Annotated in this window: 21 protein-coding genes; 10 read left to right on the forward strand and 11 right to left on the reverse strand. The window is 71.3% G+C overall.

Annotated features, from left to right (window positions below; translation table 11 throughout):
* Positions 1 to 25: 25 nt before the first annotated feature.
* Positions 26 to 703, forward strand: a complete 678-nt coding sequence (locus ACIBUY_RS31560; RefSeq protein ID WP_399154408.1) for an HAD family hydrolase — start codon at positions 26 to 28, stop codon at positions 701 to 703.
* Here the strand turns inward: ACIBUY_RS31560 and ACIBUY_RS31565 are convergent.
* Positions 667 to 933: a hypothetical protein gene (locus tag ACIBUY_RS31565; protein ID WP_365566638.1), complete on the reverse strand. Its 267-nt coding sequence runs from the start codon at positions 931 to 933 to the stop codon at positions 667 to 669. The two genes, ACIBUY_RS31560 and ACIBUY_RS31565, sit on opposite strands and share 37 nt — an antisense overlap.
* Before the next feature lie 156 nt (positions 934 to 1089).
* Between ACIBUY_RS31565 and ACIBUY_RS31570 the strand changes: the two genes are divergently transcribed.
* Positions 1090 to 1473 carry a cold-shock protein gene (locus ACIBUY_RS31570; protein ID WP_043226786.1) on the forward strand — a complete coding sequence of 128 codons (384 nt, stop codon included), beginning with the start codon at positions 1090 to 1092 and terminating at the stop codon, positions 1471 to 1473.
* 214 nt (positions 1474 to 1687) lie between these two features.
* On the opposite strand, the gene ACIBUY_RS31575 is transcribed toward ACIBUY_RS31570, so the two are convergent.
* From ACIBUY_RS31575 to ACIBUY_RS31595, 5 genes are all read right to left on the reverse strand, one after another.
* The gene (locus ACIBUY_RS31575; RefSeq protein ID WP_365579654.1) at positions 1688 to 2452 is read right to left on the reverse strand and encodes an NAD(P)H-binding protein; all 765 of its coding nucleotides are present in this window, start codon (positions 2450 to 2452) and stop codon (positions 1688 to 1690) included.
* Positions 2453 to 2592: 140 nt separating this feature from the next.
* A complete protein-coding gene (locus ACIBUY_RS31580; RefSeq protein WP_399154409.1) occupies positions 2593 to 3483 on the reverse strand; it encodes a 1,4-dihydroxy-6-naphthoate synthase in 891 nt (296 codons plus the stop codon).
* Positions 3480 to 4187 (reverse strand): futalosine hydrolase, encoded by a 708-nt coding sequence (locus tag ACIBUY_RS31585; protein ID WP_365579658.1) that lies wholly within the window; start codon positions 4185 to 4187, stop codon positions 3480 to 3482. The genes ACIBUY_RS31580 and ACIBUY_RS31585 overlap by 4 nt, the downstream gene beginning before the upstream one ends.
* Positions 4157 to 4633: a DUF2771 domain-containing protein gene (locus ACIBUY_RS31590; protein ID WP_365579660.1), complete on the reverse strand. Its 477-nt coding sequence runs from the start codon at positions 4631 to 4633 to the stop codon at positions 4157 to 4159. Before ACIBUY_RS31590 ends, ACIBUY_RS31585 begins: the two co-directional genes overlap by 31 nt.
* Positions 4634 to 4761: 128 nt before the next feature.
* Positions 4762 to 6102 (reverse strand): MFS transporter, encoded by a 1341-nt coding sequence (locus tag ACIBUY_RS31595; protein ID WP_365579702.1) that lies wholly within the window; start codon positions 6100 to 6102, stop codon positions 4762 to 4764.
* 383 nt (positions 6103 to 6485) lie between these two features.
* Here ACIBUY_RS31595 and ACIBUY_RS31600 point away from each other — a divergent pair, with 383 nt between their 5' ends.
* From ACIBUY_RS31600 to ACIBUY_RS31615, 4 genes are all read left to right on the forward strand, one after another.
* Positions 6486 to 7427, forward strand: a complete 942-nt coding sequence (locus ACIBUY_RS31600) for a DUF3027 domain-containing protein (RefSeq protein ID WP_399154410.1) — start codon at positions 6486 to 6488, stop codon at positions 7425 to 7427.
* A 197-nt stretch (positions 7428 to 7624) separates the two neighbouring features.
* Positions 7625 to 10765, forward strand: a complete 3141-nt coding sequence (locus ACIBUY_RS31605) for a sacsin N-terminal ATP-binding-like domain-containing protein (protein ID WP_399154411.1) — start codon at positions 7625 to 7627, stop codon at positions 10763 to 10765.
* 421 nt (positions 10766 to 11186) lie between these two features.
* Entirely contained in the window at positions 11187 to 11549 is a 363-nt protein-coding gene (locus ACIBUY_RS31610; protein ID WP_399154412.1) for a hypothetical protein, read from the forward strand.
* A gap of 113 nt (positions 11550 to 11662) precedes the next feature.
* Entirely contained in the window at positions 11663 to 12553 is an 891-nt protein-coding gene (locus tag ACIBUY_RS31615) for a hypothetical protein (RefSeq protein ID WP_399154413.1), read from the forward strand.
* 37 nt (positions 12554 to 12590) lie between these two features.
* On the opposite strand, the gene ACIBUY_RS31620 is transcribed toward ACIBUY_RS31615, so the two are convergent.
* Positions 12591 to 14990, reverse strand: a complete 2400-nt coding sequence (locus ACIBUY_RS31620; protein WP_399154414.1) for an HAD-IC family P-type ATPase — start codon at positions 14988 to 14990, stop codon at positions 12591 to 12593.
* Between the two features lie 83 nt (positions 14991 to 15073).
* On the reverse strand, positions 15074 to 15343 hold the full coding sequence (locus ACIBUY_RS31625) for a DUF2530 domain-containing protein (RefSeq protein WP_399154415.1): 270 nt from the start codon (positions 15341 to 15343) through the stop codon (positions 15074 to 15076).
* Between the two features lie 285 nt (positions 15344 to 15628).
* Here ACIBUY_RS31625 and ACIBUY_RS31630 point away from each other — a divergent pair, with 285 nt between their 5' ends.
* Entirely contained in the window at positions 15629 to 17083 is a 1455-nt protein-coding gene (locus ACIBUY_RS31630; protein WP_365579673.1) for an NCS2 family permease, read from the forward strand.
* A 20-nt stretch (positions 17084 to 17103) separates the two neighbouring features.
* Here ACIBUY_RS31630 and ACIBUY_RS31635 read toward each other — a convergent pair whose 3' ends face one another.
* Complete coding sequence (locus ACIBUY_RS31635) at positions 17104 to 17286, reverse strand: ribbon-helix-helix protein, CopG family (protein WP_365579675.1); 183 nt, start codon at positions 17284 to 17286, stop codon at positions 17104 to 17106.
* Between the two features lie 180 nt (positions 17287 to 17466).
* Here ACIBUY_RS31635 and ACIBUY_RS31640 point away from each other — a divergent pair, with 180 nt between their 5' ends.
* The 3 genes from ACIBUY_RS31640 to thpR all read left to right on the forward strand — a co-directional run bounded on the left by ACIBUY_RS31640 (position 17467) and on the right by thpR (position 19936).
* Positions 17467 to 17904 carry a MarR family transcriptional regulator gene (locus tag ACIBUY_RS31640; RefSeq protein ID WP_365579677.1) on the forward strand — a complete coding sequence of 146 codons (438 nt, stop codon included), beginning with the start codon at positions 17467 to 17469 and terminating at the stop codon, positions 17902 to 17904.
* A gap of 43 nt (positions 17905 to 17947) precedes the next feature.
* Entirely contained in the window at positions 17948 to 19294 is a 1347-nt protein-coding gene (locus ACIBUY_RS31645; protein ID WP_365579679.1) for an MFS transporter, read from the forward strand.
* 81 nt (positions 19295 to 19375) lie between these two features.
* Positions 19376 to 19936 carry an RNA 2',3'-cyclic phosphodiesterase gene (gene thpR, locus ACIBUY_RS31650; protein WP_399154416.1) on the forward strand — a complete coding sequence of 187 codons (561 nt, stop codon included), beginning with the start codon at positions 19376 to 19378 and terminating at the stop codon, positions 19934 to 19936.
* 138 nt (positions 19937 to 20074) lie between these two features.
* Here the strand turns inward: thpR and ACIBUY_RS31655 are convergent, their stop codons facing one another.
* Positions 20075 to 21079 (reverse strand): aldo/keto reductase, encoded by a 1005-nt coding sequence (locus ACIBUY_RS31655; protein ID WP_365579685.1) that lies wholly within the window; start codon positions 21077 to 21079, stop codon positions 20075 to 20077.
* 30 nt (positions 21080 to 21109) lie between these two features.
* Complete coding sequence (locus tag ACIBUY_RS31660) at positions 21110 to 22054, reverse strand: AraC family transcriptional regulator (RefSeq protein ID WP_365579687.1); 945 nt, start codon at positions 22052 to 22054, stop codon at positions 21110 to 21112.
* Positions 22055 to 22101: the final 47 nt, after the last annotated feature.

Genomic DNA, 22101 nt, shown 5'->3' on the forward strand with positions numbered 1-22101 from the left:
CGTATGCCGGGGCAGAATGAACCCCATGGCTGCCCTCACAGACCCGGAATCCGCCCACGTCCCCGGCTCCGGCTCCGGTCCGACCGTCGGCTTCGACCTCGACATGACCCTGATCGACTCGCGCCCCGGCATCCGGGCGACCTGGGTGGCCCTGTCCGAGCAGACCGGTACGTACGTGGACGCGGACCTGGCCGTCAGCCGTCTCGGCCCGCCGCTGGTCGAGGAGCTCGCGCAGTGGTTCCCGGCGGAGCGGATCCCGGCGATGACCGCGCTCTACCGTGAGATGTATCCCACATACGCCATCGCGCCGACGCTGCCGATGCCGGGCGTCCACGAGGCGATGGCCGCGGTGCACGCGGCGGGCGGCCGCACGATGGTCGTCACCGCCAAGTTCGAGCCGAGCGCCAAGCTGCACCTCGCGCACCTGGGCATCGACGCGGACGTCCTCGTCGGCGACCTGTGGGCCGAGGGCAAGGCGCAGGCGCTGCGCGAGTACGGCGCGAGCGTCTACGTGGGCGACCACGTCGGCGACGTACGGGGAGCGCGGGCGGCCGAGGCGCACTCGGTGGCCGTCACGACGGGGCCCTGCGACGCGGACGAGCTGCGCTCGGCGGGCGCGGACGTGATCCTCGCCGACCTCACCGAGTTCCCCGCCTGGCTGGAGAGTTACGTCGGGCGCACGGAGCGCGCCGAGCGGCGCTGAGCCGCGACACCGCGCAGCACGCCGGCCGCGGCCAGCAGGAAGCCGACGCCCATCAGCATGCACACCGCGTAGGCGACGGGCGGGAACGTGTCGGTGTGGAGGAACAGCGGGGCCACCGTGACGAGGGTGGCGACCGCCCCCACGATGAAGACGATGCCGCCCGCTTTCACGAGGCCGTCGCCGGGACCGGCCGCGGCCGCCCGGGAATTGACTTGGGTTTTGTCACGCACCCAGCCAGGGTAGTTCCCAGCGCAGAGGGACAAGCACAGACGTCTTGTCACCGACCCCGGGACCCATAGTCTTGGTGGCGGGCGGGTCGTACTACCACGACCCGCTGTACTGCTATCCAGAGCGCTTTCTTTCTAGTACGAGGACGAGGACTCCAGGTGCCTACCGGCAAGGTCAAGTGGTTCAACAGCGAGAAGGGCTTCGGCTTCCTCTCCCGCGACGACGGCGGCGACGTCTTCGTGCACTCCTCTGTACTGCCCGACGGTGTCGACGCCCTCAAGCCCGGCCAGCGCGTCGAGTTCGGGGTGGTCGCCGGCCAGCGCGGTGACCAGGCGCTCTCCGTCACGATCCTCGACCCGACCCCGTCCGTGGCCGCGGCCCAGCGCCGCAAGCCGGACGAACTGGCGTCCATCGTCCAGGACTTGACGACGCTGCTCGAGAACATCACGCCGATGCTGGAGCGCGGCCGCTACCCCGACAAGGCCGCGGGCAAGAAGATCGCCGGCCTCCTCAGGGCGGTCGCCGACCAACTGGACGTCTGACCGGCACCGGCAACCCCGGGGTTTCCTCAACTCCGGGTGCTAGGGCGTGTCTTCAAACTCCCGTCTGCCTCACGACGCCTGGCACGCACTCTCGCCGCACCGGGCGTAAGGCCAAGTACATCCAGTACGAGGCCTTGCACCCGGCACGCCGAGAGCACGCACCAGACGCCGCGCGGCCGCCCTGCGGGCGACGACGGGAGTTTGAAGACACGCCCTAGCGCCCCTGTTCGCGGAGCCACTCCGTCACCGTCGGGCCGATGATGCGCGCCCCCTCGGGGGCCAGCAGCAGGCCGTCGGCCAGTTCGGGGAGGGTCGGCGGGGTCGTCTTCACCGGGCGGGTGTCGCCCCGCGCCGTCAGCAGGCGCTGCGTCAGTTCCGGGAGCCGGATCGGCTCGGGGCCGGAGAGTTCGACCCGCTCGGGGGCGGCACGGTCAGGGTCGAGGTCCAGGGCGAGTTCGGCCACGGCCCCGGCCACCGCGTCCGCCGCGACGGGCTGCACCAGCCAGTCCCCGACCGTGACGGAGTCGTCCGCGAAGGCCACGGCCCCCGGGTTCTCGGCGAACTCGTGCCACTGCGTCGTCTTCACCACCGTCGCCCGCAGCCCGCTGCCGAGCACCGCCTTCTCCTGCTCCCGCTTGGCCACGTAGTACGGGAACTCGTCGAAGACCGGGTCCTCGACCGTGCAGATGGAGACCAGGACGAACCGCTGGACCCCCTGCTCGCGCGCCGCCCCGAGCAGCCGCCGCGTCGCCCCGGCCACGGCCTCGACGACATCGCCGGCCGGATCCGCGGGGAACGCGTTCGACGCGTCGATGACCGCGTCGGCCCCGGCGAGGGCTGCTGTCAGGCCCTCGCCGGTGTGCAGGTCGACCCCGGTCGAGCGGGAGATCGGCACCACGGTGTGACCGGCCGCGGTGAGCCGGGAGGCGATCTTCGCGCCGACCGTTCCCGTGGCACCCGCGACAGCGATTCTGCTCATGTCCGCACCTTCTTCTACGACTTCGACGGCGTTCTGTGCTGCTTACGACGTCGAATCTACGGTGCGGAAAGACCCGCCGCCGGGTGCATTTGAACCCGGGAACGGCGGGTCAATTCTCGATCGGGTCGAGTCGGATCGGGTCAGGGGAACGCGAGCGCGTCCGGGGCGAGCGCCGGAACCAGGCCCTCCACAGCGGCCCGGGTCAGCAGCCCCCGGATCGCCGCGTAGCCGTCCTCGCCGAGATCCGCGGTGAACTCGTTCACGTACAGCCCGATGTGCTGGTCGGCGACCGCCGGGTCCATCTCCTGGGCGTGCTCCATGACGTACGGCCGCGACGCCTCGGGGTCGTCCCAGGCCATCCGGACCGAGGTGCGGACCGCGTCCGCGTACGAGCGCAGCGTCTCGGCGCCCAGCGAACGCCGCGCGATGATCGCGCCCAGCGGGATCGGCAGGCCCGTCGTGGCCTCCCAGTGCTCGCCCATGTCGGCGAGCTTGTGCAGGCCGTAGTTCTGGTACGTGAAGCGGGCCTCGTGGATGACGAGCCCGGCGTCGATCTTCCCGTCGCGCACGGCGGGCATGATCTCGTGGAACGGCATGACGACGATCTCGCCGACCCCGCCCCCGGGCACGACGTCGGCGGCCCACAGCCGGAACAGCAGATACGCGGTCGAGGTCTCGCTCGGCACGGCGACCCGCTTGTCGCTGAGGTCCACGTCCGGCTCGCGGGTGAGGACGAGCGGCCCGCAGCCGCGGCCGAGCGCGCCGCCGCACGGCAGCAGCGCGTAGTCGTCGAGGACGTACGGCAGGACCGCGTACGACACCTTCAGGACGTCGTACGCGGGGTCGCGGCGCTCGGCGACGCCGTTGGTGATGTCGATGTCGGCGAAGGTCACGTCGAGCGCGGGGGCGCCGGGGACGCGGCCGTGGGCCCAGGCGTCGAAGACGAAGGTGTCGTTCGGGCAGGGCGAGTACGCGATGCGCGTGGGTGCCGCGGGGGTCCCGGGTGCCGTGGATGCCGTGGATTGCGTCATGTCTGGTTCCAACTCTCCAGTACGGGCGCCGACTTCCCGAACGCGTCGGTGAGCGCGGCCAGCGCGTCACCGATGCGCCAGGCGGCGCGGTCTCGGGGCCCGACGGCGTTGGAGACGGTGCGTATCTCGGCCACGGGGACGCCGTGCGCGGCGGCGGCCTCGGCGACCCCGAACCCCTCCATCGCCTCGGCGACGGCAGTGGGATGACGGTCCCTGAGGAGCGCGGCGCGGGCCGCCGTGCCCGTCACCGTGGAGACGGTGAGCACGGTGCCGACGGTGGCACGGGTGGCCGCGGCGAGGTCTCGTACGAGGGACGCCGGCGGACGGTGGGTGACGGTGCCGAAGCCGAGTTCGGTGACCGGGAGGAAACCCTCGGGGGTCTCGGCGCCGAGGTCGGCCGCGGTGATCGCGTCGGCGACCAGGATCGCGCCGGGCGGGGCGGCGAAGGCGCCGCCGATGCCGGCCGAGACGACGAGCGTGTACCGGCGGCCGGACAGCGCGGCGGTGGTGAGCGCGGTGGCGGTGCCGGCTGCCGCGGCGGCCGGACCCACCCCTACGGCGATGACATCGATCGTGCCGGTGTCGCCCGCCGGGTGGTCGTGCAGGCCGCGCGCCACCGCGTCCCGTTCGGCCGGGACGGCGGTGGCGACGAGGACGCGTGCGGTGTCCGTGGTCAGGAGTCCTTCTTGAGCTTGAACGACCACAGGCCGTACGCCTTGGAGTCGCTGCCCTCCAGGATCGTCACGGTGGTGGCGGTGCCGGTGGCGCCGTACTGCTGGTTGAAGAACACGCTGCCCGGGACCGTGCGGTACGTCTTCTTGCTGGCGTCCGTGAGCGGCTGACCGTTCATCAGGATCGTCCAGCCCTTGTCCGCGATGTCCGGGTCGACACCAAAGCGGACCGTCTCATCGGGGTCGATCTTGATGGACTTGATGTCCTTGTCCTTGAGGCAGCCCTCGAGCGACGTCGGCTCGAGCGCCTTGCCGTCCTTGTAGCAGGAGGCCTCGGAGTTCACCGTGTTGCGGCCCACCGTGACGGTGGCCAGCGGGGTCGGCTTGTCGCAGGCGGAGAGGACGAGCAGTCCGGCGCCTACGGCACCGACGGCGGCCACGGTGCGCCTGTGGCGCACAACGAAACGCTGGGAGGTCATGGCGGAAGGCTATCTGGCGGGTCCGCTGCGTCTGCTAGGCGGGTACGGCGTGCCGTGCGCCCTGTGCGGTTCGTTGCCGAGTGCGGCTTTCGTTGTGGCCGGGGCAGGAGGGATCTGAGAGACACGCCCTAGGTCACCCGGGCCCGCGCCGGCCCGCCGTGGCGGGCCGCCGAAAGAAGACCCCGCACCGTCGACAGCCAGCCCACCGCCACGATGGCCGCAGCGACCGACAGGCCGAGGGCCCCGTTCAACGGGAGCGCGATCCCGATCGCACCCCCGATCACCCACGCCACCTGCAACAACGTCTCCGAGCGTGCGAACGCGGAGGTGCGGACGCCTTCGGGCACGTCCCGCTGGATCGTCGCGTCCAGGGACAGCTTCGCCAGGGCCTGGGCGAACCCGGCGACCGCCGCGAGGCACGCCGTCATGAACGCCCCGAAGAAGACCGCGGAGACGATCGCCGCGCCGAGCACCACCGCGACGACCGTTACGATGATGATCTCCGGGCCGCGCGATTTGAGCCATGCCCCGACGGCCGTGCCCAGCGCGTTCCCCGCGCCCGCCGAGACGCCCACCAGGCCGAGCGACATGGCCGCGCTCTGTCCGGTCAGCGGATGCTCGCGCAGCAGGAACGCCAGGAAGAAGATCAGGAACCCGGACAGACAGCGCAGCGCGGCGTTCGCGGCGAGGGCGTGCGTGACGGAGGTGCCCACCGTGCGCAGGCCGGGGCGGCGCTGCCGCTTGCCGGGCCCGCGCAGATGGTCCTCGTCGGCGGCGAGCAGCGCCTTGCTCTCGCCCTTGGACGAGTCGACCTTGGGCGGCAGCGAGAAGGACAGGAACATCCCGGTCATGAAGATCACGAAGGCGCCGTACAGGGGCCAGCGCGGCCCGAGCATCTGCAGCCCCGCCCCGATGGGAGCGGCGATCCCGGTGGCGAGCAGCCCGCCGAGCGTGACCCGGGAATTGGCCTTGACCAGGGAGAAGCGGGGCGGCAGCAGCCGTGGCACCACCGCCGAGCGCACGACCCCGTACGCCTTGGACGAGACGAGGACGCCGAGCGCGGCCGGGTACAGCTCGATGCCGCCGGTGACCACCGCGCCCGACAGGACCAGGGCGAGCAGCGCCCGCGCGAACATGGCACCGGCCATCGCGGCCCGCCGCCCGTGCGGCAGCCGGTCCAGGAGCGGGCCGATGACCGGCGCGAGGAGCGTGAAGGGCGCCATGGTGATGGCGAGGTAGAGCGCGACGCGGCCGCGTGCCTCGTCCGTGGGGACCGAGAAGAAGACCGTCGAGGCGAGCGCGACCGTGATCATGACGTCGCCCGCGCCGTTCACCGCGTGCAGTTCGATCAGTTTTCCGAGGCCCGACTCGCCCGCCCCGTGCGCGTGCGTCGCCTTGCGGATGCCGCGCGCGGTGCCGGTGAACGGCAGGTGGAGGGCGCGCCCGATCGCGCGGACGGCCCCGCGCACCGGGCCCGAGCCGCCGTGTCCGTACGCCGTCGCACCCGTCGTGCGCGACGACGGACGGGACGACGACCTTGCGGTAGCCACCCAGTCATAGTGCCCCTTGAACGGGCGTACTAGTGCCGATATGGGCACGCGGGTCGGGTTTCGGGTCGAGTGCCGCTCGTACGTCGGTGTGGGCGCAGGGCGCAGGAGGAGGTAGCGTGCGTAGCGCGCCCGCGGCGGTTGTTCTCGGCCGCGCGCCTCTTGGCCATCCCGCAGAATGGGTGGCGTAGGTGCGCCCGGAACGTCGGGCGCGGACGTCGACGCGGCCCTCCGGTCCGCTCCGTCCGCGCTCCCGCACACAGGACGGCGCACTCGTGAGACGGCGTAGGAGAGAAGCGATACCTGTGAGCGCAGCGACAACGCGAAGCCGCACCCCTGACCGCCTGTGCGCCGAGGCGGTCGATCTCGCCCGCACGGCCGCCGAGGAGGCCGCCGCGCCCGGCGTGGTCGGCGAGCACGTCGAGACGGTCGTCGAGGGCGACCGGGTCGTCACGCACCTCTTCGAGTGCAAGGAGTTCGGCTACCGCGGCTGGCGCTGGGCGGTGACCGTCGCCCGGGCCTCGCGTGCGAAGTTCGTCACGCTCGACGAGACGGTGCTGCTGCCCGGGCCCGACGCCCTGCTCGCCCCCGAATGGGTGCCGTGGAGCGAGCGGCTTCGTCCCGGGGACCTCGGTCCTGGCGACCTGCTCCCCACCGAGGCCGACGATCTGCGTCTGGAGCCCGGTTTCACCGGCGAGGACGCGCCGCCGCCGAACTCCCCGGTGTCCGAGGAGATGGCCGAGCTGGTCGAGGCCGAGTACATCGCGGACACCGAGGACGCCGAGGTGATCGCGGGCCCCGTCTCCGACCTGCCGGTCGTCCCGACCCGTGGCTCGATCGCGGCGGTCGCGGAGGAGCTGGGGCTGCGCCGGGCGCGCGTTCTGTCCCGCTACGGGCTGCATGTCGCGGCCGACCGCTGGGAGGAGTCCTTCGGCGCGAAGACCCCGATGGCGCAGGCCGCGCCGGCGACGTGCGTCTCGTGCGGGTTCCTCTCGCCGATCGGGGGCTCGCTCGGGCAGGCGTTCGGCGTCTGTGCCAATGAGTTCTCGCCGGCGGACGGGCGCGTCGTCTCTCTCGCGTACGGGTGCGGGGGGCATTCGGAGGCCGCGGTCATGCCGAAGCCGGTGCGTCCCGCGGGGCCGGTGATCGACGAGACGATCGTGGACGAGCTTCCGCTGCGGCCTGCCGCGGACGCGGGGTCTGTCGGGGCTGTCCCCGAGGGCGTCGAGGACCTCGGCCACTCTTAGGCGCCTTCGCGCCGTAGGGGCTTCTGTTTCGTAGCGACTGCTGCGCCGTCGTGGTTGCTCCGCGCCCCTTCAGGGGCGCGGGGAACTGCGCGACCAGCCACGCACCACCCGCACTCGGGGACGCACGATCCGAGGCAGCCTGGGTAGCCGCGATACCGTTCGGCCCGATCGATTCACCGGCCCCAGAGGAGACACCCGTGAGCGTCAGCAAGATCGCGCGTCCGGCGCCGGAGGGCATCGACCCGTTCGGTACCGCCAGACTGCGGCGCGGGGTGCTGGACGCGTGGGCCGCCAGTGGGGCCCGGTTCCGGGAGGACGCGAACGCCGAGGAGGATCTGGCGCTCGGCGGGTACCGGGACCGGCTCGTCGTGGAGCTCGCCCAGAACGCCGCCGATGCCGCGGGCCGCGCCGGAGCCGAGGGGCGCCTCGCGCTGACCCTGCGCGACGGCGTGCTGGCCGCCGCGAACACCGGGGCCCCGCTGGACGCCGCCGGGGTCGAGTCGCTGTCCACGCTGCGCGCTTCGGCGAAGCGGGAGGACACCGAGTCGGCCGTGGGGCGGTTCGGCGTCGGGTTCGCCGCCGTGCTCGCCGTGAGCGACGAGCCCGCCGTCGTGGGGCGTACCGGAGGCGTGCGGTGGTCGCTGCGCGAGGCGCGCGTCGAGGCCGCCGACACGGCCCGGCACAGCCCGGCCCTCGGGGACGAACTGCGCCGCCGGGACGGCCATGTGCCGCTGCTGCGGCTGCCGTTCGCGGCCGAGGGGTCGGCCCCCGACGGCTACGACACCGTCGTGATCCTGCCGCTGCGGGACCCGGCGGCACAGGCGCTCGCCGCCCGGCTGCTCGACGCCGTCGACGACACGCTGCTGCTCGCCCTGCCCGGCCTCGCCGAGGTCACGGTGACCACCGACGCCGGTACGCGCACGCTGCGCCGGCGCGCCGCGTCGGACGAGGACCCGTACACCGTCATCAGCGACGACGCCCGCGAGCCCGCAGAGCTGCGCTGGCGCACCGTCACCCGCTCCGGTGGCCTCGACGCCGAGCTGCTCGCCGACCGGCCCGTCGAGGAGCGCCTGCGCCCCCACTGGTCCGTCACCTGGGCCGTGCCCGCCGACGGGAACGGGGCCCCGCAGCCGCCGCGCAGCGAGCCCGTCCTGTACGCGCCGACGCCCAGCGACGAGGCCCTCGGCGTGCCCGCGCTGCTCATCGCCTCGTTCCCGCTGGACACCGCGCGGCGGCACGTCGCGCCCGGGCCGCTCACCGATCACCTCGTGCAGCGCGCCGCCGACGCCTACGCCGAACTCCTCGGCGACTGGCGGCCGGTGGGCCCCGCGATCCTTGACCTGGTGCCGGGGCCGCTCGGCAAGAGCGAGCTCGACGGGGCGCTGCGGGCGGCGATCCTGGAGCGGCTGCCACGGGTCGCCTTCCTGCCGCCCGCTCTCGCGCCCGACGGCGAGGACGACGACCGGCCCGTCGCGCTCAAGCCGCGGGACGCCGAGGTCGTCGAGGGTGCCGGTGCCGACACCGTGCGCGTCCTCGCCGACGTCCTGCCCAGCCTGCTGCCCGCCGGGCTCGAACGCCGGGTGGAACTGCGGACGTTGGGCGTCGCCCGGCTTCCGCTGACCGAGGCGATCGACCGGCTCGCCGGGCTCGAGAAGGAGCCGGGCTGGTGGCGGCGGCTCTACGACTCCCTGGCCGGCGTCGACCCCGACCGGCTCAGCGGGCTTCCCGTGCCGCTCGCCGGGGGCCGCACCACGATCGGGCCGCGCCAGGTGCTGCTGCCCACCGCCGAGGCGTCGGCCGTACCCGGCGAGGCCCTGGCCAGGCTCGGCCTCAAGGTCGCCCACGCCGACGCCGCGCACCCCCTCCTGGAGAAGCTGGGCGCGCTGCCCGCCACGGCCCGCGCGATCCTGACGACGCCCCAGGTGCGGGCCGCGGTCGCCGCGTCCCTCGACGACGAACCCTCCTGGGACGACGAAGGCACCCTGAGCACCGACGAGTTGACCGACCTCGTGCTCACGCTCGTGCGCGACGCCCACCTCGACCCCGGCGACGAGCCGTGGCTCGGCGCCCTCGCCCTCCTCGACGACGAGGGCGAACTCGCCCCCGCCGCCGAACTCGTCCTGCCCGGCAGCGCCATCGCCTCCGTCGCGCGCGAGGGTGAACTCCCGTACGTGGACGAGGAGTTGGCCGAGCGCTGGGGCGAGCAGCCCCTTGCGGCCTGCGGGGTCCTCGCCACCTTCGCCCTCGTCCGCGCCACCGACGTCGTCCTCGACCCCGACGAACTCGACCCGCGCGACAGCGACTTCCCCGAGCCCGACGACCCGGGGCTGCTCGACGCCGTCGACGTGTGGTGCGAGGACGTCCTCGACCGGCTGCCCGACACCCCCGTGCCGCCCGTCGTCACCGAGCTCGTCGCCGTCCGGGATCTCGACCTGGTCGACGAGGACCGCTGGCCGCAGGCGCTCGCCCTGCTCTCGCGGCCGCCGCTGCGCGACGCGCTCACCCAGCCCGTCCGCATCCTGCTGCCCGACGGCACGCACGAGCTGGTCCGCTCGTACACCGCGTGGTGGCTGCGCGGGAACCCGGTCCTCGACGGCCGCCGCCCCGCAGGGCTGCGCGCCGAGAGCGGTGACCCGCTGCTGACCGGCCTGTACGAGGCCGTGGACGCCTCCGGGTTCGACGACGAGCAGGTGCTGCGCGCCCTCGGGGTCCGCACCTCGGTCGCCGCACTGCTCGACGAGCCGGGCGGCGCCGCCGAGCTCCTGGACCGCCTCGCCGACCCGGACCGCCCGGTCGATGCCGCTCAACTCCACGCCATTTACGGCATGTTGGCCGACCTCGACCCCGAACAGGTCACGCTGCCCGACGAGTTGCGGGCCGTGCGCGACGGGGACGTGGTCGTGGTCGATGCCGCCGACGCGCTGGTCGCCGACGCGCCCGACCTCATCCCGCTCGCCGCCGGACGTGCGCTGCTGCCCGTCGCCCCGGCCCGGGCCGCGCAGCTCGCCGAGCTCTTCCAGGTGCGCCGCCTCAGCGAGGCCGTGGACGCGGAGGTCACCGAGGAGGGCGCCGAGCACCCCGTGCCCGACTCCGTGCGCACGCTCCTCGGGGCCGCGACCCCGGCGACGTACGTCGAACACGAGGAACTGTTCGTCTCCGGCACCGAACTCGACTGGCGGCGCACCCCCGACGGCACCGTGCACGCCGCGACCCTGGAGGGCGTCGCCGCGGGCCTCGCCTGGGCGGCAGGGCAGTGGCCGCGCCGCTTCGAAGTGGCGGCGCTGCTCGAAGACCCGTCGCGCACCGCGGAGTTGGCCCGCGACCGCTGGTTCGACTGACCGCACGCACCCCCGGCCGCTCAGGACCTTGGTCCCGGGCGGCCGGGGGCTTTCTGCCCCTCTGCGGGTCCAAGGTCGCTGTTAGCGTGGGACGTGCGATCCGCACACCGCGATCCGCACACCGCACGACCGACCGAGAGGAGGCGAACCGCCATGGACCACAGTCCGAGTTGCCCTTCCCCGCAGCACCGCGTCGCCTCGACCTCCGGCACGCTCTGAACCTGAACCTGAACCTGAACCCGGTTCCGAGCGCTTAGCCGTACGCCGTCGCGTCGCCCCTGGTAACCCCCCTGTCGCGTACCCCTGAACTCACCGGTACGCGTCCCATCGCCATGTCCCCGTGCCGCGGCGCGGCCCGCGCCAACTCCCGTACGACGGCATGCGGTTACGTACAGCGACGTACAGAAAACGGAGCATCACCATGACCACGAACATCGACCCCCGCACGCTCGACCGGGCGCTGAACGGCGCCGCCGAGACCCCCGAGGCCATTGCCCTGCTCACCGAGATCCGCGACGAACTGCGGGACTTCAACCGGGACATGGACAAGCTCAACGCGCTGACCGAGGAGCAGGTGACGTCCACGGTCGAGAACCGCAGGCTGACCGCGATGACGCTCATGTTCGTCATCCCGTCGACCTTCGCGGCCATCCCCGGAGCCAACTTCGTCCACCTCGACGAATACGGCTTCGACAACTTCTACGCCCTGCCGATCCTGATCGGCACGGTGGCGCTCACCGCGCTCGCCACCTTCGGCTTCGTCCGCAAGAAGGGCTGGCTCTGAGGTGCTGACTGACTGTCACAGGCATTGATTTGGAAGCGAGTTGATGCCAATCGGATGCGAGATACACGTCAAATGCTAGCCTCCTCCCCTTGTCCGCAACGGGGAGGCACCGAATGAAGAAACTGCTGAGATTCGCGTCCGTAGTGGCAGCCGTGACCGGAATCGCCCTTGCTTCGACAACGTCCGCCCACGCCGCTACGGACAGGAGCGGGGCGGAACGGCTGAACATCCCTGACAGCAGTGCATGCAAGGCAGGCCGCACCGTCATGCAGGGCATGGTCGCGGGGGCGGGCGGCCAGCTCTACATCATCTTCACCAAGGCGGGCGGGGCGGAGCCGGTCCTGTCCCGATGGTTGCGCGACGGCTCGACCTGGGACGGGGCCAGCTGGACCTGTGCCGGGGCGCCGACCTCCATCCCCGCACTCGGCCACGGCAACGACCTCGCCTACCACCCGAACTACCAGGGCCAGGGCGCCGCCCTGATCGCCACTCAGGGAAGTCAATCGGAGTACCCGAGCGACGATGTGACGGTCATTCACCTGAACTCGTCGGGAGCCGTTGGCGCGAGCGAGGTGGTCCATCTGCCCACCGGCGATATCAGCGGCCTCTGCTACAGCGCGACGGCGGCCGGCGGGGCCGGCAAATACGCCGCTCGCCGCGCGGGCAGCCTGTGGACCCATCCCGGTGCCGGTTCGCTGACGAGCGGATGGACGCGGGTGGAGACCAGCCTGACGAGTCACGACAATCGTTCCGACCAGGGCACCGACTGCTCCGAGAACTACATCTGGAACACCAAGTCCATCAACAAGTCAACGCCCACCACCGGGTGGAACTGGGTGTACCAGTACAACTGGTCCGGAGGTGACGTGGAGAGCGACATCGGAATTCCGGGGAACGACCTGGCCGACGAGATCGAAGACATCACCCACATCGGGGGCGACTTCTTCATCGGCGTCAACCGAAACGGCGGGAGCGCCGACTCGGTGAAGGTCTTCACCGAGTGACGTCCCTACTCGCCAGGCCCTTCGCCGGGGCCTTCTCCTAGGCGGGGAAGCGGCGGTCGACCCACTTCCACGTGAGTTCGAGGACGGCCGCCGCCACCACCGCCACACCCACCGCGGTCCACGGCATCGCGGTGCCCACCAGCTTCAGCGCGAAGAAGTCCTGCAGCCACGGCACGACCAGGACCAGCAGGAACGCGAAGGCCATCGCCAGGACCAGGCAGATCCGCCACCACGTGTACGGGCGGGCGATGATGGCGAGCACCCACATCGAGATCAGGAACAGCGTCAGCGTCGCCGAGCTCGTCTCCGCGTCGAGCGAGCCCGAGCCCGTGTAGAAGTGCCGGGCGATCATGTACATCACGAAGGTGGCGAGTCCGGCCACCGCGCCGCCCGGAATCGCGTACCGCATCACGCGCCTCACGAAGTGCGGCTTCGCCCGCTCCTTGTTCGGGGCGAGGGCCAGGAAGAACGCCGGGATGCCGATCGTCAGGGTCGACAGCAGGGTCAAGTGCCGTGGCAGGAACGGGTATTCGACCTGGAAGCAGACCACGAGCAGCGCGAGCAGCACCGAGTAGACGGTCTTCACCAGGAACAGGGTCGCCACGCGCGTGATGTTGCCGATGACGCGGCGCCCCTCGGCGACGACCGAAGGCAGCGTCGCGAAGGAGTTGTTGAGCAGGACGATCTGGGCGACCGCCCGTGTCGCCTCCGAGCCCGACCCCATCGACACCCCGATGTCGGCGTCCTTCAGGGCCAGTACGTCGTTCACGCCGTCGCCGGTCATCGCGACCGTGTGCCCGTGCGACTGGAGGGCGCCGACCATGTCGCGCTTCTGCTGCGGCGTCACGCGGCCGAAGACCGTGCCCTCGTCGAGCGCGTCGGCCATCTCCGCCCGGTCCTTGGGCAGGGTGCGGGCGTCGACGGTGTTCTCCGCGCCGGCCAGGCCGAGCTTGGCGGCGACCGCGCCGACCGACACCGCGTTGTCCCCGGAGATGACCTTGGCCTTGACGTCCTGCTCGGAGAAGTACCGCAGGGTGTCGGCGGCGTCGGGGCGCAGCCGCTGCTCCAGTACGACGAGGGCGGCCGGCTCGGCGTCCGTCTTGACGCCCGGGTCCTCCAGGTCCTTCGTCACCCGGGCGAGCAGCAGCACGCGCAGGCCCTGCTCGTTCAGCGCGTCGATCTCGGCGAGGGCCGGGTCACCTGCGGGCAGCAGCACGTCAGGGGCCCCGAGCAGCCATGCGCTGCTGGTCCCGTCGCCCTCGCTGAACGCGGCGCCGCTGTACTTGCGGGCGGAGGAGAAGGGAAGGGCCTGCGTGCAGCGCCAGTCCTCGCTGTCCGGGTAGGCGTCGATGATCGCCTGGAGCGAGGCGTTCGGCCGCGGGTCGGACTCGCCCAGCGCGCCGAGCACCTTGCGTACGTACGCCTCGTCCGAGTCGCCAAGGGGGCGCAGGTCGGCGACGTCCATGCCGCCCTCGGTGAGCGTGCCCGTCTTGTCGAGGCAGACCGTGTCGATGCGGGCGAGGCCCTCGATCGCCGGGAGCTCCTGCACCAGGCACTGCTTGCGGCCGAGCCGGATGACGCCGATGGCGAAGGCGACGGAGGTGAGCAGGACGAGCCCTTCGGGGACCATGGGCACGATGCCGCCCACCGTGCGCGCGATGGAGTCCTTGAAGTTGTGCTTCTTGACCACGAGTTGGCTGATGACCAGGCCGATCGCGGTCGGGATCATCATCCACTGCACGTACTTGAGGATCGTGGAGATGCCGGAGCGCAGCTCGGAGTGGACGAGGGTGAACCGGCTCGCCTCCTCGGCGAGTTGGGCCGCGTACGCCTCGCGCCCCACCTTCGTCGCGGTGAACGCGCCGCCGCCCGCGACCACGAACGACCCCGACATGACCTCGTCGCCGGGGTGCTTGACGACCGGGTCGGCCTCACCCGTCAGCAGCGACTCGTCGATCTCCAGGCCGTCGGCCTCGGCGCACGTGCCGTCCACGACGATCTTGTCGCCGGGCCCGATCTCGATCAGGTCCCCGAGCACGATCTCGGAGGTGGAGACCTCGGTCGCGACCCCGTCGCGCCGCACCGTGGGCTTGGCCTCGCCGATCACCGCGAGCGAGTCGAGGGTCTGCTTGGCCCGCCACTCCTGGACGATGCCGATGCCGGTGTTGGCGAGGATCACGAAGCCGAAGAGGCTGTCCTGGATCGGCGCGACGAACAGCATGATCAGCCAGAGCACGCCGATGATCGCGTTGAACCGGGTGAAGACGTTCGCGTGGACGATCTCCCGCAGGGAACGGGAGCTGCGCACGGGGACGTCGTTGACCTCGCCCCGGGCCACCCGCTCCGCGACCTCGGCACCGGTCAGCCCCGTGGCCCGGTCCGGCACGGGAACCGGGTGGACAGGATCCAGTTCCGCGCCCGCGTCGATGTGGGTCATGGGAACGACAGTACGGGCGATTTGGGGCGTTCACCCGTCGGGCGGGCGAAAGATCCGACCTGGGGAGGACCGGGGACTACCCCTTATGCACCCTCGGTCGTAGCCGCCGCTCGCTTGATCGCCGCGTCGCGCCCCCGCACGTACCAGATGCCGATCAGGCCGAGCCCGGCTCCGGCCAGACACGTCCAGATCCACCACGTGTGTCCGTGGTCGTCGAACCAGCCGTAGAACGGCAGCTGTACGAGGAAGAGGACGAACCAGAGGATCGTGCCGCCGGTGATGGTGGCGACGACGGGCCCCTCCAGGGGTTCCGGTGCCTCGTGCTTCGCGGATCCCGAAGAAAACACAGCCATGTGCACAGCTTACGAGGCCGCCATCAGCTGTGTCACAGGCCCTGTGCCGCACGGGTCTACGCGCGGAGATAGCGATTTCGACCTCAGATGTTCATACTGAAACAGCCTGAGTCTGGCCACTTCTGTTCGTACGAAATGCCAACGGAAACATCGGGGAAACCTGTTGGTGATCGCGTACGGACCAGACTCGATCAGGTCTTGATCACCTCCCGATCATGCTGTCCCGCCGCATGCTCCTGAACTTCCCGCCCGCAGAATCACTGCTGAATACCGCTGAGGTCACCCATGTCCACTTCGGCCACCGCCCCGGTCGATGTCAACGCGCAGCCGCCATCGGCCCCGAAGAACGGCTTCGACCGGTACTTCAAGATCTCCGAGCGCGGCTCGACCGTCGCCCGTGAGGTCCGCGGCGGATTCGCCACGTTCTTCGCGATGGCCTACATCATCGTGCTGAACCCGATCATTCTCGGCAGCGCGAAGGACATGTACGGGCACCAGCTCGACAACGGTCAGCTGGTCACCGCGACCGCGCTGACCGCCGCGTTCACCACGCTCCTGATGGGTGTCATCGGCAACGTGCCGATCGCGCTCGCCGCGGGCCTCGGCGTGAACACCGTCGTCGCCCTGCAGCTCGCGCCGCGCATGTCGTGGCCGGACGCGATGGGCATGGTCGTCCTCGCGGGCTTCGTCGTGATGCTGCTGGTCGCCACCGGTCTGCGGGAGCGCGTGATGAACGCCGTGCCGCTGAGCCTGCGCAAGGGCATCGCGATCGGCATCGGCCTGTTCATCATGCTGATCGGTCTCGTCGACTCCGGTTTCGTCTCGCGCATCCCCGACGCCGCGCACACCACCGTGCCGCTGCAGCTCGGCGCCGACGGCCACCTCAACGGCTGGCCCGTGCTCGTCTTCGTGCTCGGCGTGCTGCTGACCCTGGCGCTGATGGTGCGCAAGGTGCCCGGCGCGATCCTGATCTCCATCGTCGCCATGACGGTCGTCGCGATGATCATCGACGCCGTCGCCAAGGTGCCGGCCGCGAACTGGGGGCTGACCATCCCGAAGTGGCCCGGCAACCCCGTCTCCACGCCGGACTTCGGCCTGGTCGGCGATGTCAGCCTGTTCGGCGGCTTCTCGAAGGTCGGCGTCCTGACCGGCGTCCTCTTCGTCTTCACCGTGCTGCTGTCGTGCTTCTTCGACGCCATGGGCACGATCATGGGCATCAGCGACGAGGCGCATCTGACCGATGACAAGGGTCAGATGCCCGGCATGAACAAGGTCCTGTTCATCGACGGCATCGCCGTCGCCGCCGGTGGTGCCTCGTCGTCCTCCGCCACCACCTGCTTCGTGGAGTCCACGGCCGGTGTCGGCGAGGGTGCCCGCACCGGCTTCGCGAACGTCGTCACCGGTGGCCTCTTCGCGGTCGCGCTGTTCCTCACGCCGATCGCCACGATGGTCCCGTCCCAGGCGGCCACCCCGGCCCTGCTCGCGGTCGGCTTCCTGATCCTGTCGGGCGGCATCCGCGCCATCGACTGGGACGACTGGACGATCGCCATCCCGGCGTTCGTGACGATGCTGATGATGCCGTTCACGTACTCGATCACGAACGGCATCGGCATGGGCTTCATCGCCTTCACCGTGCTGCGCGTCGCGGCCGGCCGGGCCAAGGAGGTGCCGGTCGCGATGTACGCCGTGTCGGCCGTCTTCGCCTTCTACTACCTGATGCCCGCACTCGGCCTCACGTGAGGTGAGACCTGAGGCGACCCTCAGGCGGCCCCGTAGAACTTCTCCGTCTCCTCGACGGCCGTCTTGAAGCGTTCGTCGAAGTCGTCCCGAATGAGCGTCCGGACCACATAGTCCTGGACGCTCATTCCTCTTTTCGCGGCATGCCCCTTGAGCCGGTCGAGCAGCTCACCGTCTATCCGCAGGCTGAGCACTGTCGATCCCATGCGGAACAGGGTCGCGGGGCGGCGTGTGCGCGTGCGTCACTTTCCGGATTCGGCTCACTCATATGGGTGACGTGAGGTTTCTGCGGAGGGGCCGGTGGGGCGGGTGCGGTGGCGTGGATCACGGGCCTGGAGCGGATTTCCGGTGGTCGTTAGGCATAGTAATGAGTTACGCTAACGAACATGCCGGACCTTTCCCATGGCGACGACGCCGCCGCCGTGAACTCCCTGCGCTCCGCAGTGATGCGCCTGTCGCGTCGACTCAAGCACCAGCGGGTCGACGAATCGCTGAGCCCGACCGAGATGTCGGTGCTCGGCACCCTCGTACGATGCGGCACCGCGACCCCGGGTGAACTGGCCCGCAAGGAGCACGTGCAGCCGCCGTCGATGACCCGCATCGTCGCACTCCTGGAGGCCAAGGGACTGGTCAGGCTGGAGCCTCACCCCGAGGACCGCCGTCAGAAGGTCGTCACGTCCACCGAGCAGGCCGAGGCCATGCTCCTGGAGTCCCGCCGCAAGCGGAACGCGTGGCTGGCCACCCTGGCCGACGGTCTGGACGAGGACGAGTGGGCCAAGCTGCGCGCGGCCGCACCCGTCCTCGAGAAGCTCGCCCACCTCTGAGCCCCTTCGGGGGAACGACGACCGCCGAGGAGGCGAACCCACTTTGAGTACGGGATCCGGAGCAGACTCCGCCCCCGCACCTACCCCTACTTCCCCCGGCGCAGGGCGCAAGCCCTCGATGTTCGCGAGCCTGAAGGTGCGGAACTACCGCCTGTTCGCGACCGGGGCCGTCATCTCCAACACCGGCACCTGGATGGCCCGCATCACCCAGGACTGGCTGGTGCTCTCCATCACCGGATCCTCCGCCGCCGTCGGCATCACCACGGCGATGCAGTTCCTGCCGATGCTGCTCTTCGGCCTCTACGGCGGCGTGATCGCCGACCGGTTCGCCAAGCGGAGCCTGCTCTTCTGCACCCAGGGCGCGATGAGCCTGTCGGGTCTGTTCCTGGCCGCACTCACGCTCAGCGGTCACGTGCAGGTCTGGCACGTCTACGTCGCCGCCTTCTTCACGGGTCTCGTCACGGTCGTCGACAACCCGACGCGGCAGTCCTTCGTCTCCGAGATGGTCGGCCCGGACCAGGTCCGCAACGCCGTCTCGCTGAACTCCGCGAACTTCCAGTCCGCGCGCCTCATCGGCCCGGCCGTCGCCTCCGCGCTGACCGCCGCCGTCGGCCCAGGCTGGGCGTTCCTCGCCAACGGTCTGTCCTTCCTCGCGCCGCTCACCTGCCTGACGCTGATGCGCACCGCCGAGCTGCACAAGACGAAGCTCGCGCCGCGCGGCAAGGGCCAGTTGAAGGACGGTCTGCGGTACGTGTCCCGGCACCCCGAGCTGATCTGGCCGATCGTGCTCGTCGGCTTCGTGGGCACCTTCGGGTTCAACTTCCCGATCTGGCTGAGCGCGTACGCCGACGACGTCTTCCACGGCGGCGTCGGCATGTATGGCGTCTTCAACACGCTGATGGCGCTCGGCTCCCTGGCCGGTGCGCTGCTCGCGGCCCGGCGCCGTTCGACCCGCCTCAGGGTCCTGGTCGGCGCCGCGATCGGCTTCGGCACGCTGGAGGTCCTGGCCGCGTGGGCCCCGGGCGTGTGGGCGTTCGCGCCGCTGATCGTGCTGCTCGGCATCCTCGGCCTCACGGTCAACGTGACGGCCAACTCCACGGTCCAGATGGGCACGGACCCCGAGATGCGCGGCCGCGTCATGTCCCTGTTCATGATGGTGTTCACCGGCGGCACCCCGCTGGGCGGACCGCTCTTCGGCTGGCTCGCCGACCAGTACGGGGTCCGCGTCAGCTTCATGCTCGGCGGCCTGATCTGCGCCGCCGCCGCGGTCGGCGTCGGCCTGATGCTGGCCCGCGCGGCGAACCTGCGGCTCAAGGTGGATCTGCGGCGCGGCGAGCGGCACCTGCAGTTCGTGCCGCGGGCTCCGCGGGAACTGGCCGCGGTGGCCTGACGGCCGGTGGGGCTTCTCGCGGAACTGCGCGACCAGCCCCCACCGGCCCGCCGCCGACGACGTTCCCGGGAAACTGGCCCCATGAGACTCTTCGCCGCCGTGCTTCCGCCCGCCCCCGTTCTCGCCGAACTCGGCCGCGCCGTCGACCGGTTGACCGCCCGGGAGGGGCTGCGCTGGACCGGCCGCGACGGCTGGCACCTCACCCTCGCCTTCTACGGGGACGTGCCGGAGGCGATCGTGCCGGAGCTGGCGGAGCGGCTCGCGCGGGCGGCCGGGCACACGCAGGAGTTCGAGCTCGCGCTGCGCGGCGGCGGGCACTTCGGAGGCCGGGCTCTGTGGGCGGGGGGCGACGGTGACGTGGCGGCGATGCGGCGGCTCGCCGAGCGGGCCGAGGCGGCGGGCCGCAGGGCCGGGCTGCCCGGGGAGCACCGCCGCTACCGGCCGCACCTGACGCTGGCGCGCAGCCGGGGCGACGACGTCGACTTCGGGCCGTACGTCGAGGCGCTCGACAGCTTCGCGGGCACCGCCTGGACCGTGGGCGAGCTGGCCCTCGTACGCAGCAATCTGCCGGACTCCGGGGTTCCGGGAGAGCGGCCGCGGTACGAGAAGGTCGAGGGGTGGCCGCTGACGGCCACGCGTTAGTCTCGAAGGCGTGGACCCGAAAACGCGTAACCGGATCATGGCCGGTGTGCTGGTGCTGATGTTCGTCGTGGTGGCAGTGGCGGCGGCCGTCGGCCAGTGACTCCTGCCCGGCGGCCGCCGCTCCCGGTACCCGCGTGACTACCAGGCGAAGGCCTCCGGGGACGGGCCAGGGCCCGGGAAGATCTCGTCGAGGCCGGTCAGCAGCTCCTCGCTCAGTTCGAGCTCGAGGGCGCGCAGCGCCGAGTCCAGCTGCTCCCGGGTGCGCGGGCCGACGATCGGGCCCGTGATCCCCGGCCGGGTCAGCAGCCACGCCAGGGCCGCCTCGCCGGGCTCGATGCCGTGCTTGTCGAGCAGGTCCTCGTACCGCTGGACCTGCTCGCGCACCTCGGTGTTCTCCAGGGCGCTCGCGCTGCGGCCGTCCTTGCGGCGCTTGCCCTCGGACTCCTTCTTGAGCACGCCGCCGAGCAGGCCGCCGTGCAGCGGGGACCACGGGATGACGCCGAGGCCGTAGTCCTGCGCGGCCGGGATGACCTCCATCTCGGCGCGGCGCTCGGCCAGGTTGTACAGGCACTGCTCGCTGACGAGGCCGACGTGGCCGAGGCGGGCCGCGGTCTCGTTGGCCTGGGCGATCTTGTAGCCGGAGAAGTTCGAGGAACCGGCGTAGAGGATCTTGCCCTGCTGGATCAGGACGTCGATCGCCTGCCAGATCTCCTCGAAGGGGGTGCGGCGGTCGATGTGGTGGAACTGGTAGATGTCGATGTAGTCGGTCTGCAGGCGCTTGAGGCTGGCCTCGACGGCGCGGCGGATGTTGAGCGCGCTGAGCCGGTCGTGGTTGGGCCAGACGTCATCGCCGGCCGTCATGTTCCCGTACACCTTGGTGGCGAGCACCGTCTTGTCGCGCCGGTCGCCGCCCTGGGCGAACCAGTTGCCGATGATCTCCTCGGTACGGCCCCTGCGGTTAATGGATGAGGCCTCGCCCCGGCCGTACACGTTGGCGGTGTCGAAGTAGTTGATTCCGCCGGCCAGCGCCGCGTCCATGAGGGCGTGACTGTCGGCTTCGTCGGTCTGCGGACCGAAGTTCATGGTGCCGAGGACGAGCCGGCTGACCTTGAGTCCTGTGCGTCCGAGCTGCGTGTACTTCATGAGTCCCTAGCCAATGTGCTGGAGTGCGCTCTAGGCAAGGGAGTTGAGGGTGTGACCGGCGCGCGCCGCCGCGTGCCGTACGCGGTACCGCCCGGGCGTCACCCCGAACTCCCGGCGGAACGCGTGCGACAGGGCGTACGGCGAGCCGTAGCCGACCTCGCGGGCCACGCCGTCCAGCGGCGTGGTCGCCGTGCGCAGCAGGGTCGCCGCGCGGGTCATCCGCCACCACGTCAGGTACGTCATCGGGGCGCGTCCCACCAGGGCGGTGAAGCGGCGGTTGAGGGTGGCGCGGGAGACGCCCGTACGGGTCGCGAGGCGGTCGGCGGTCCAGGGGTGCGCGGGGTCGCTGTGCAGCAGGCGCAGGGCCTCGGTCACCACCGGATCGGCGAGCGCGGCCGGCCAGCGGGCGGTGGTGCGGCCCGCCGGGCCGGTCGTCCAGGCCCGGATCATGTAGACGAGCAGCAGGTCGAGCAGGCTCGGCACGGCCGCGCAGGAGCCGGGGCGCGCGGTGGCGGCCTCCTGGCTCAACAGGCCGATGGCCGACCGGAGTTCGGGGTGGCGCTCGTCGTCGTACGGCAGGTGGATCACGTCGGGCAGCTCGGTGAGCAGCGGGTGCGTGTGGCTGCGGTCGAGGCGGTACTTGCCGCACAGCAGCTCCACGGTGCCGGGCCCCGATGCCGGGGGAAGCGCGGGGAGTTGCTCGAAGGGGACCGCGCGGGCGAGTGCGGCCGGGGCGGCGGGGGAGTCGGCCAGGACGTGGCCCGCGCCGTGCGGCAGCAGGACCGCGTCGCCGCGGCGCAGGGTGAGCGGCGGCCCGCCGTCGGGCAGCAGCCAGCACGTGCCGGTCAGGGCGACGTGGAAGCCCGCACCCTCGTACGGGGCCAGGCGGACGCACCAACTCCCGTTCACTTGCAGGCGATTGGCGGAAGGGCTGCCCGTCCGTACGGCGGCTATCGCATCGCTGACCACGTCCATGAGGGAAGAGTAGGCCGACGACGGCGCCGCCCGTGAGCCGATCGCGT

Source organism: Streptomyces sp. NPDC050085 (assembly GCF_044460595.1).
In the GTDB taxonomy this organism is placed as follows: domain Bacteria; phylum Actinomycetota; class Actinomycetes; order Streptomycetales; family Streptomycetaceae; genus Streptomyces.

Coding starts and splice junctions, on each gene's coding strand:
- ACIBUY_RS31560 (WP_399154408.1), top strand. CDS start 26: ATGGCTGCCCTCACAGACCCGGAATCCGCCCACGTCCCCGGCTCCGGC.
- ACIBUY_RS31575 (WP_365579654.1), bottom strand. CDS start 2,452: ATGAGCAGAATCGCTGTCGCGGGTGCCACGGGAACGGTCGGCGCGAAG.
- ACIBUY_RS31580 (WP_399154409.1), bottom strand. CDS start 3,483: ATGACGCAATCCACGGCATCCACGGCACCCGGGACCCCCGCGGCACCC.
- ACIBUY_RS31590 (WP_365579660.1), bottom strand. CDS start 4,633: ATGACCTCCCAGCGTTTCGTTGTGCGCCACAGGCGCACCGTGGCCGCC.
- ACIBUY_RS31610 (WP_399154412.1), top strand. CDS start 11,187: ATGACCACGAACATCGACCCCCGCACGCTCGACCGGGCGCTGAACGGC.
- ACIBUY_RS31615 (WP_399154413.1), top strand. CDS start 11,663: ATGAAGAAACTGCTGAGATTCGCGTCCGTAGTGGCAGCCGTGACCGGA.
- ACIBUY_RS31620 (WP_399154414.1), bottom strand. CDS start 14,990: ATGACCCACATCGACGCGGGCGCGGAACTGGATCCTGTCCACCCGGTT.
- ACIBUY_RS31625 (WP_399154415.1), bottom strand. CDS start 15,343: ATGGCTGTGTTTTCTTCGGGATCCGCGAAGCACGAGGCACCGGAACCC.
- ACIBUY_RS31630 (WP_365579673.1), top strand. CDS start 15,629: ATGTCCACTTCGGCCACCGCCCCGGTCGATGTCAACGCGCAGCCGCCA.
- ACIBUY_RS31635 (WP_365579675.1), bottom strand. CDS start 17,286: ATGGGATCGACAGTGCTCAGCCTGCGGATAGACGGTGAGCTGCTCGAC.
- ACIBUY_RS31640 (WP_365579677.1), top strand. CDS start 17,467: ATGCCGGACCTTTCCCATGGCGACGACGCCGCCGCCGTGAACTCCCTG.
- thpR (WP_399154416.1), top strand. CDS start 19,376: ATGAGACTCTTCGCCGCCGTGCTTCCGCCCGCCCCCGTTCTCGCCGAA.
- ACIBUY_RS31655 (WP_365579685.1), bottom strand. CDS start 21,079: ATGAAGTACACGCAGCTCGGACGCACAGGACTCAAGGTCAGCCGGCTC.
- ACIBUY_RS31660 (WP_365579687.1), bottom strand. CDS start 22,054: ATGGACGTGGTCAGCGATGCGATAGCCGCCGTACGGACGGGCAGCCCT.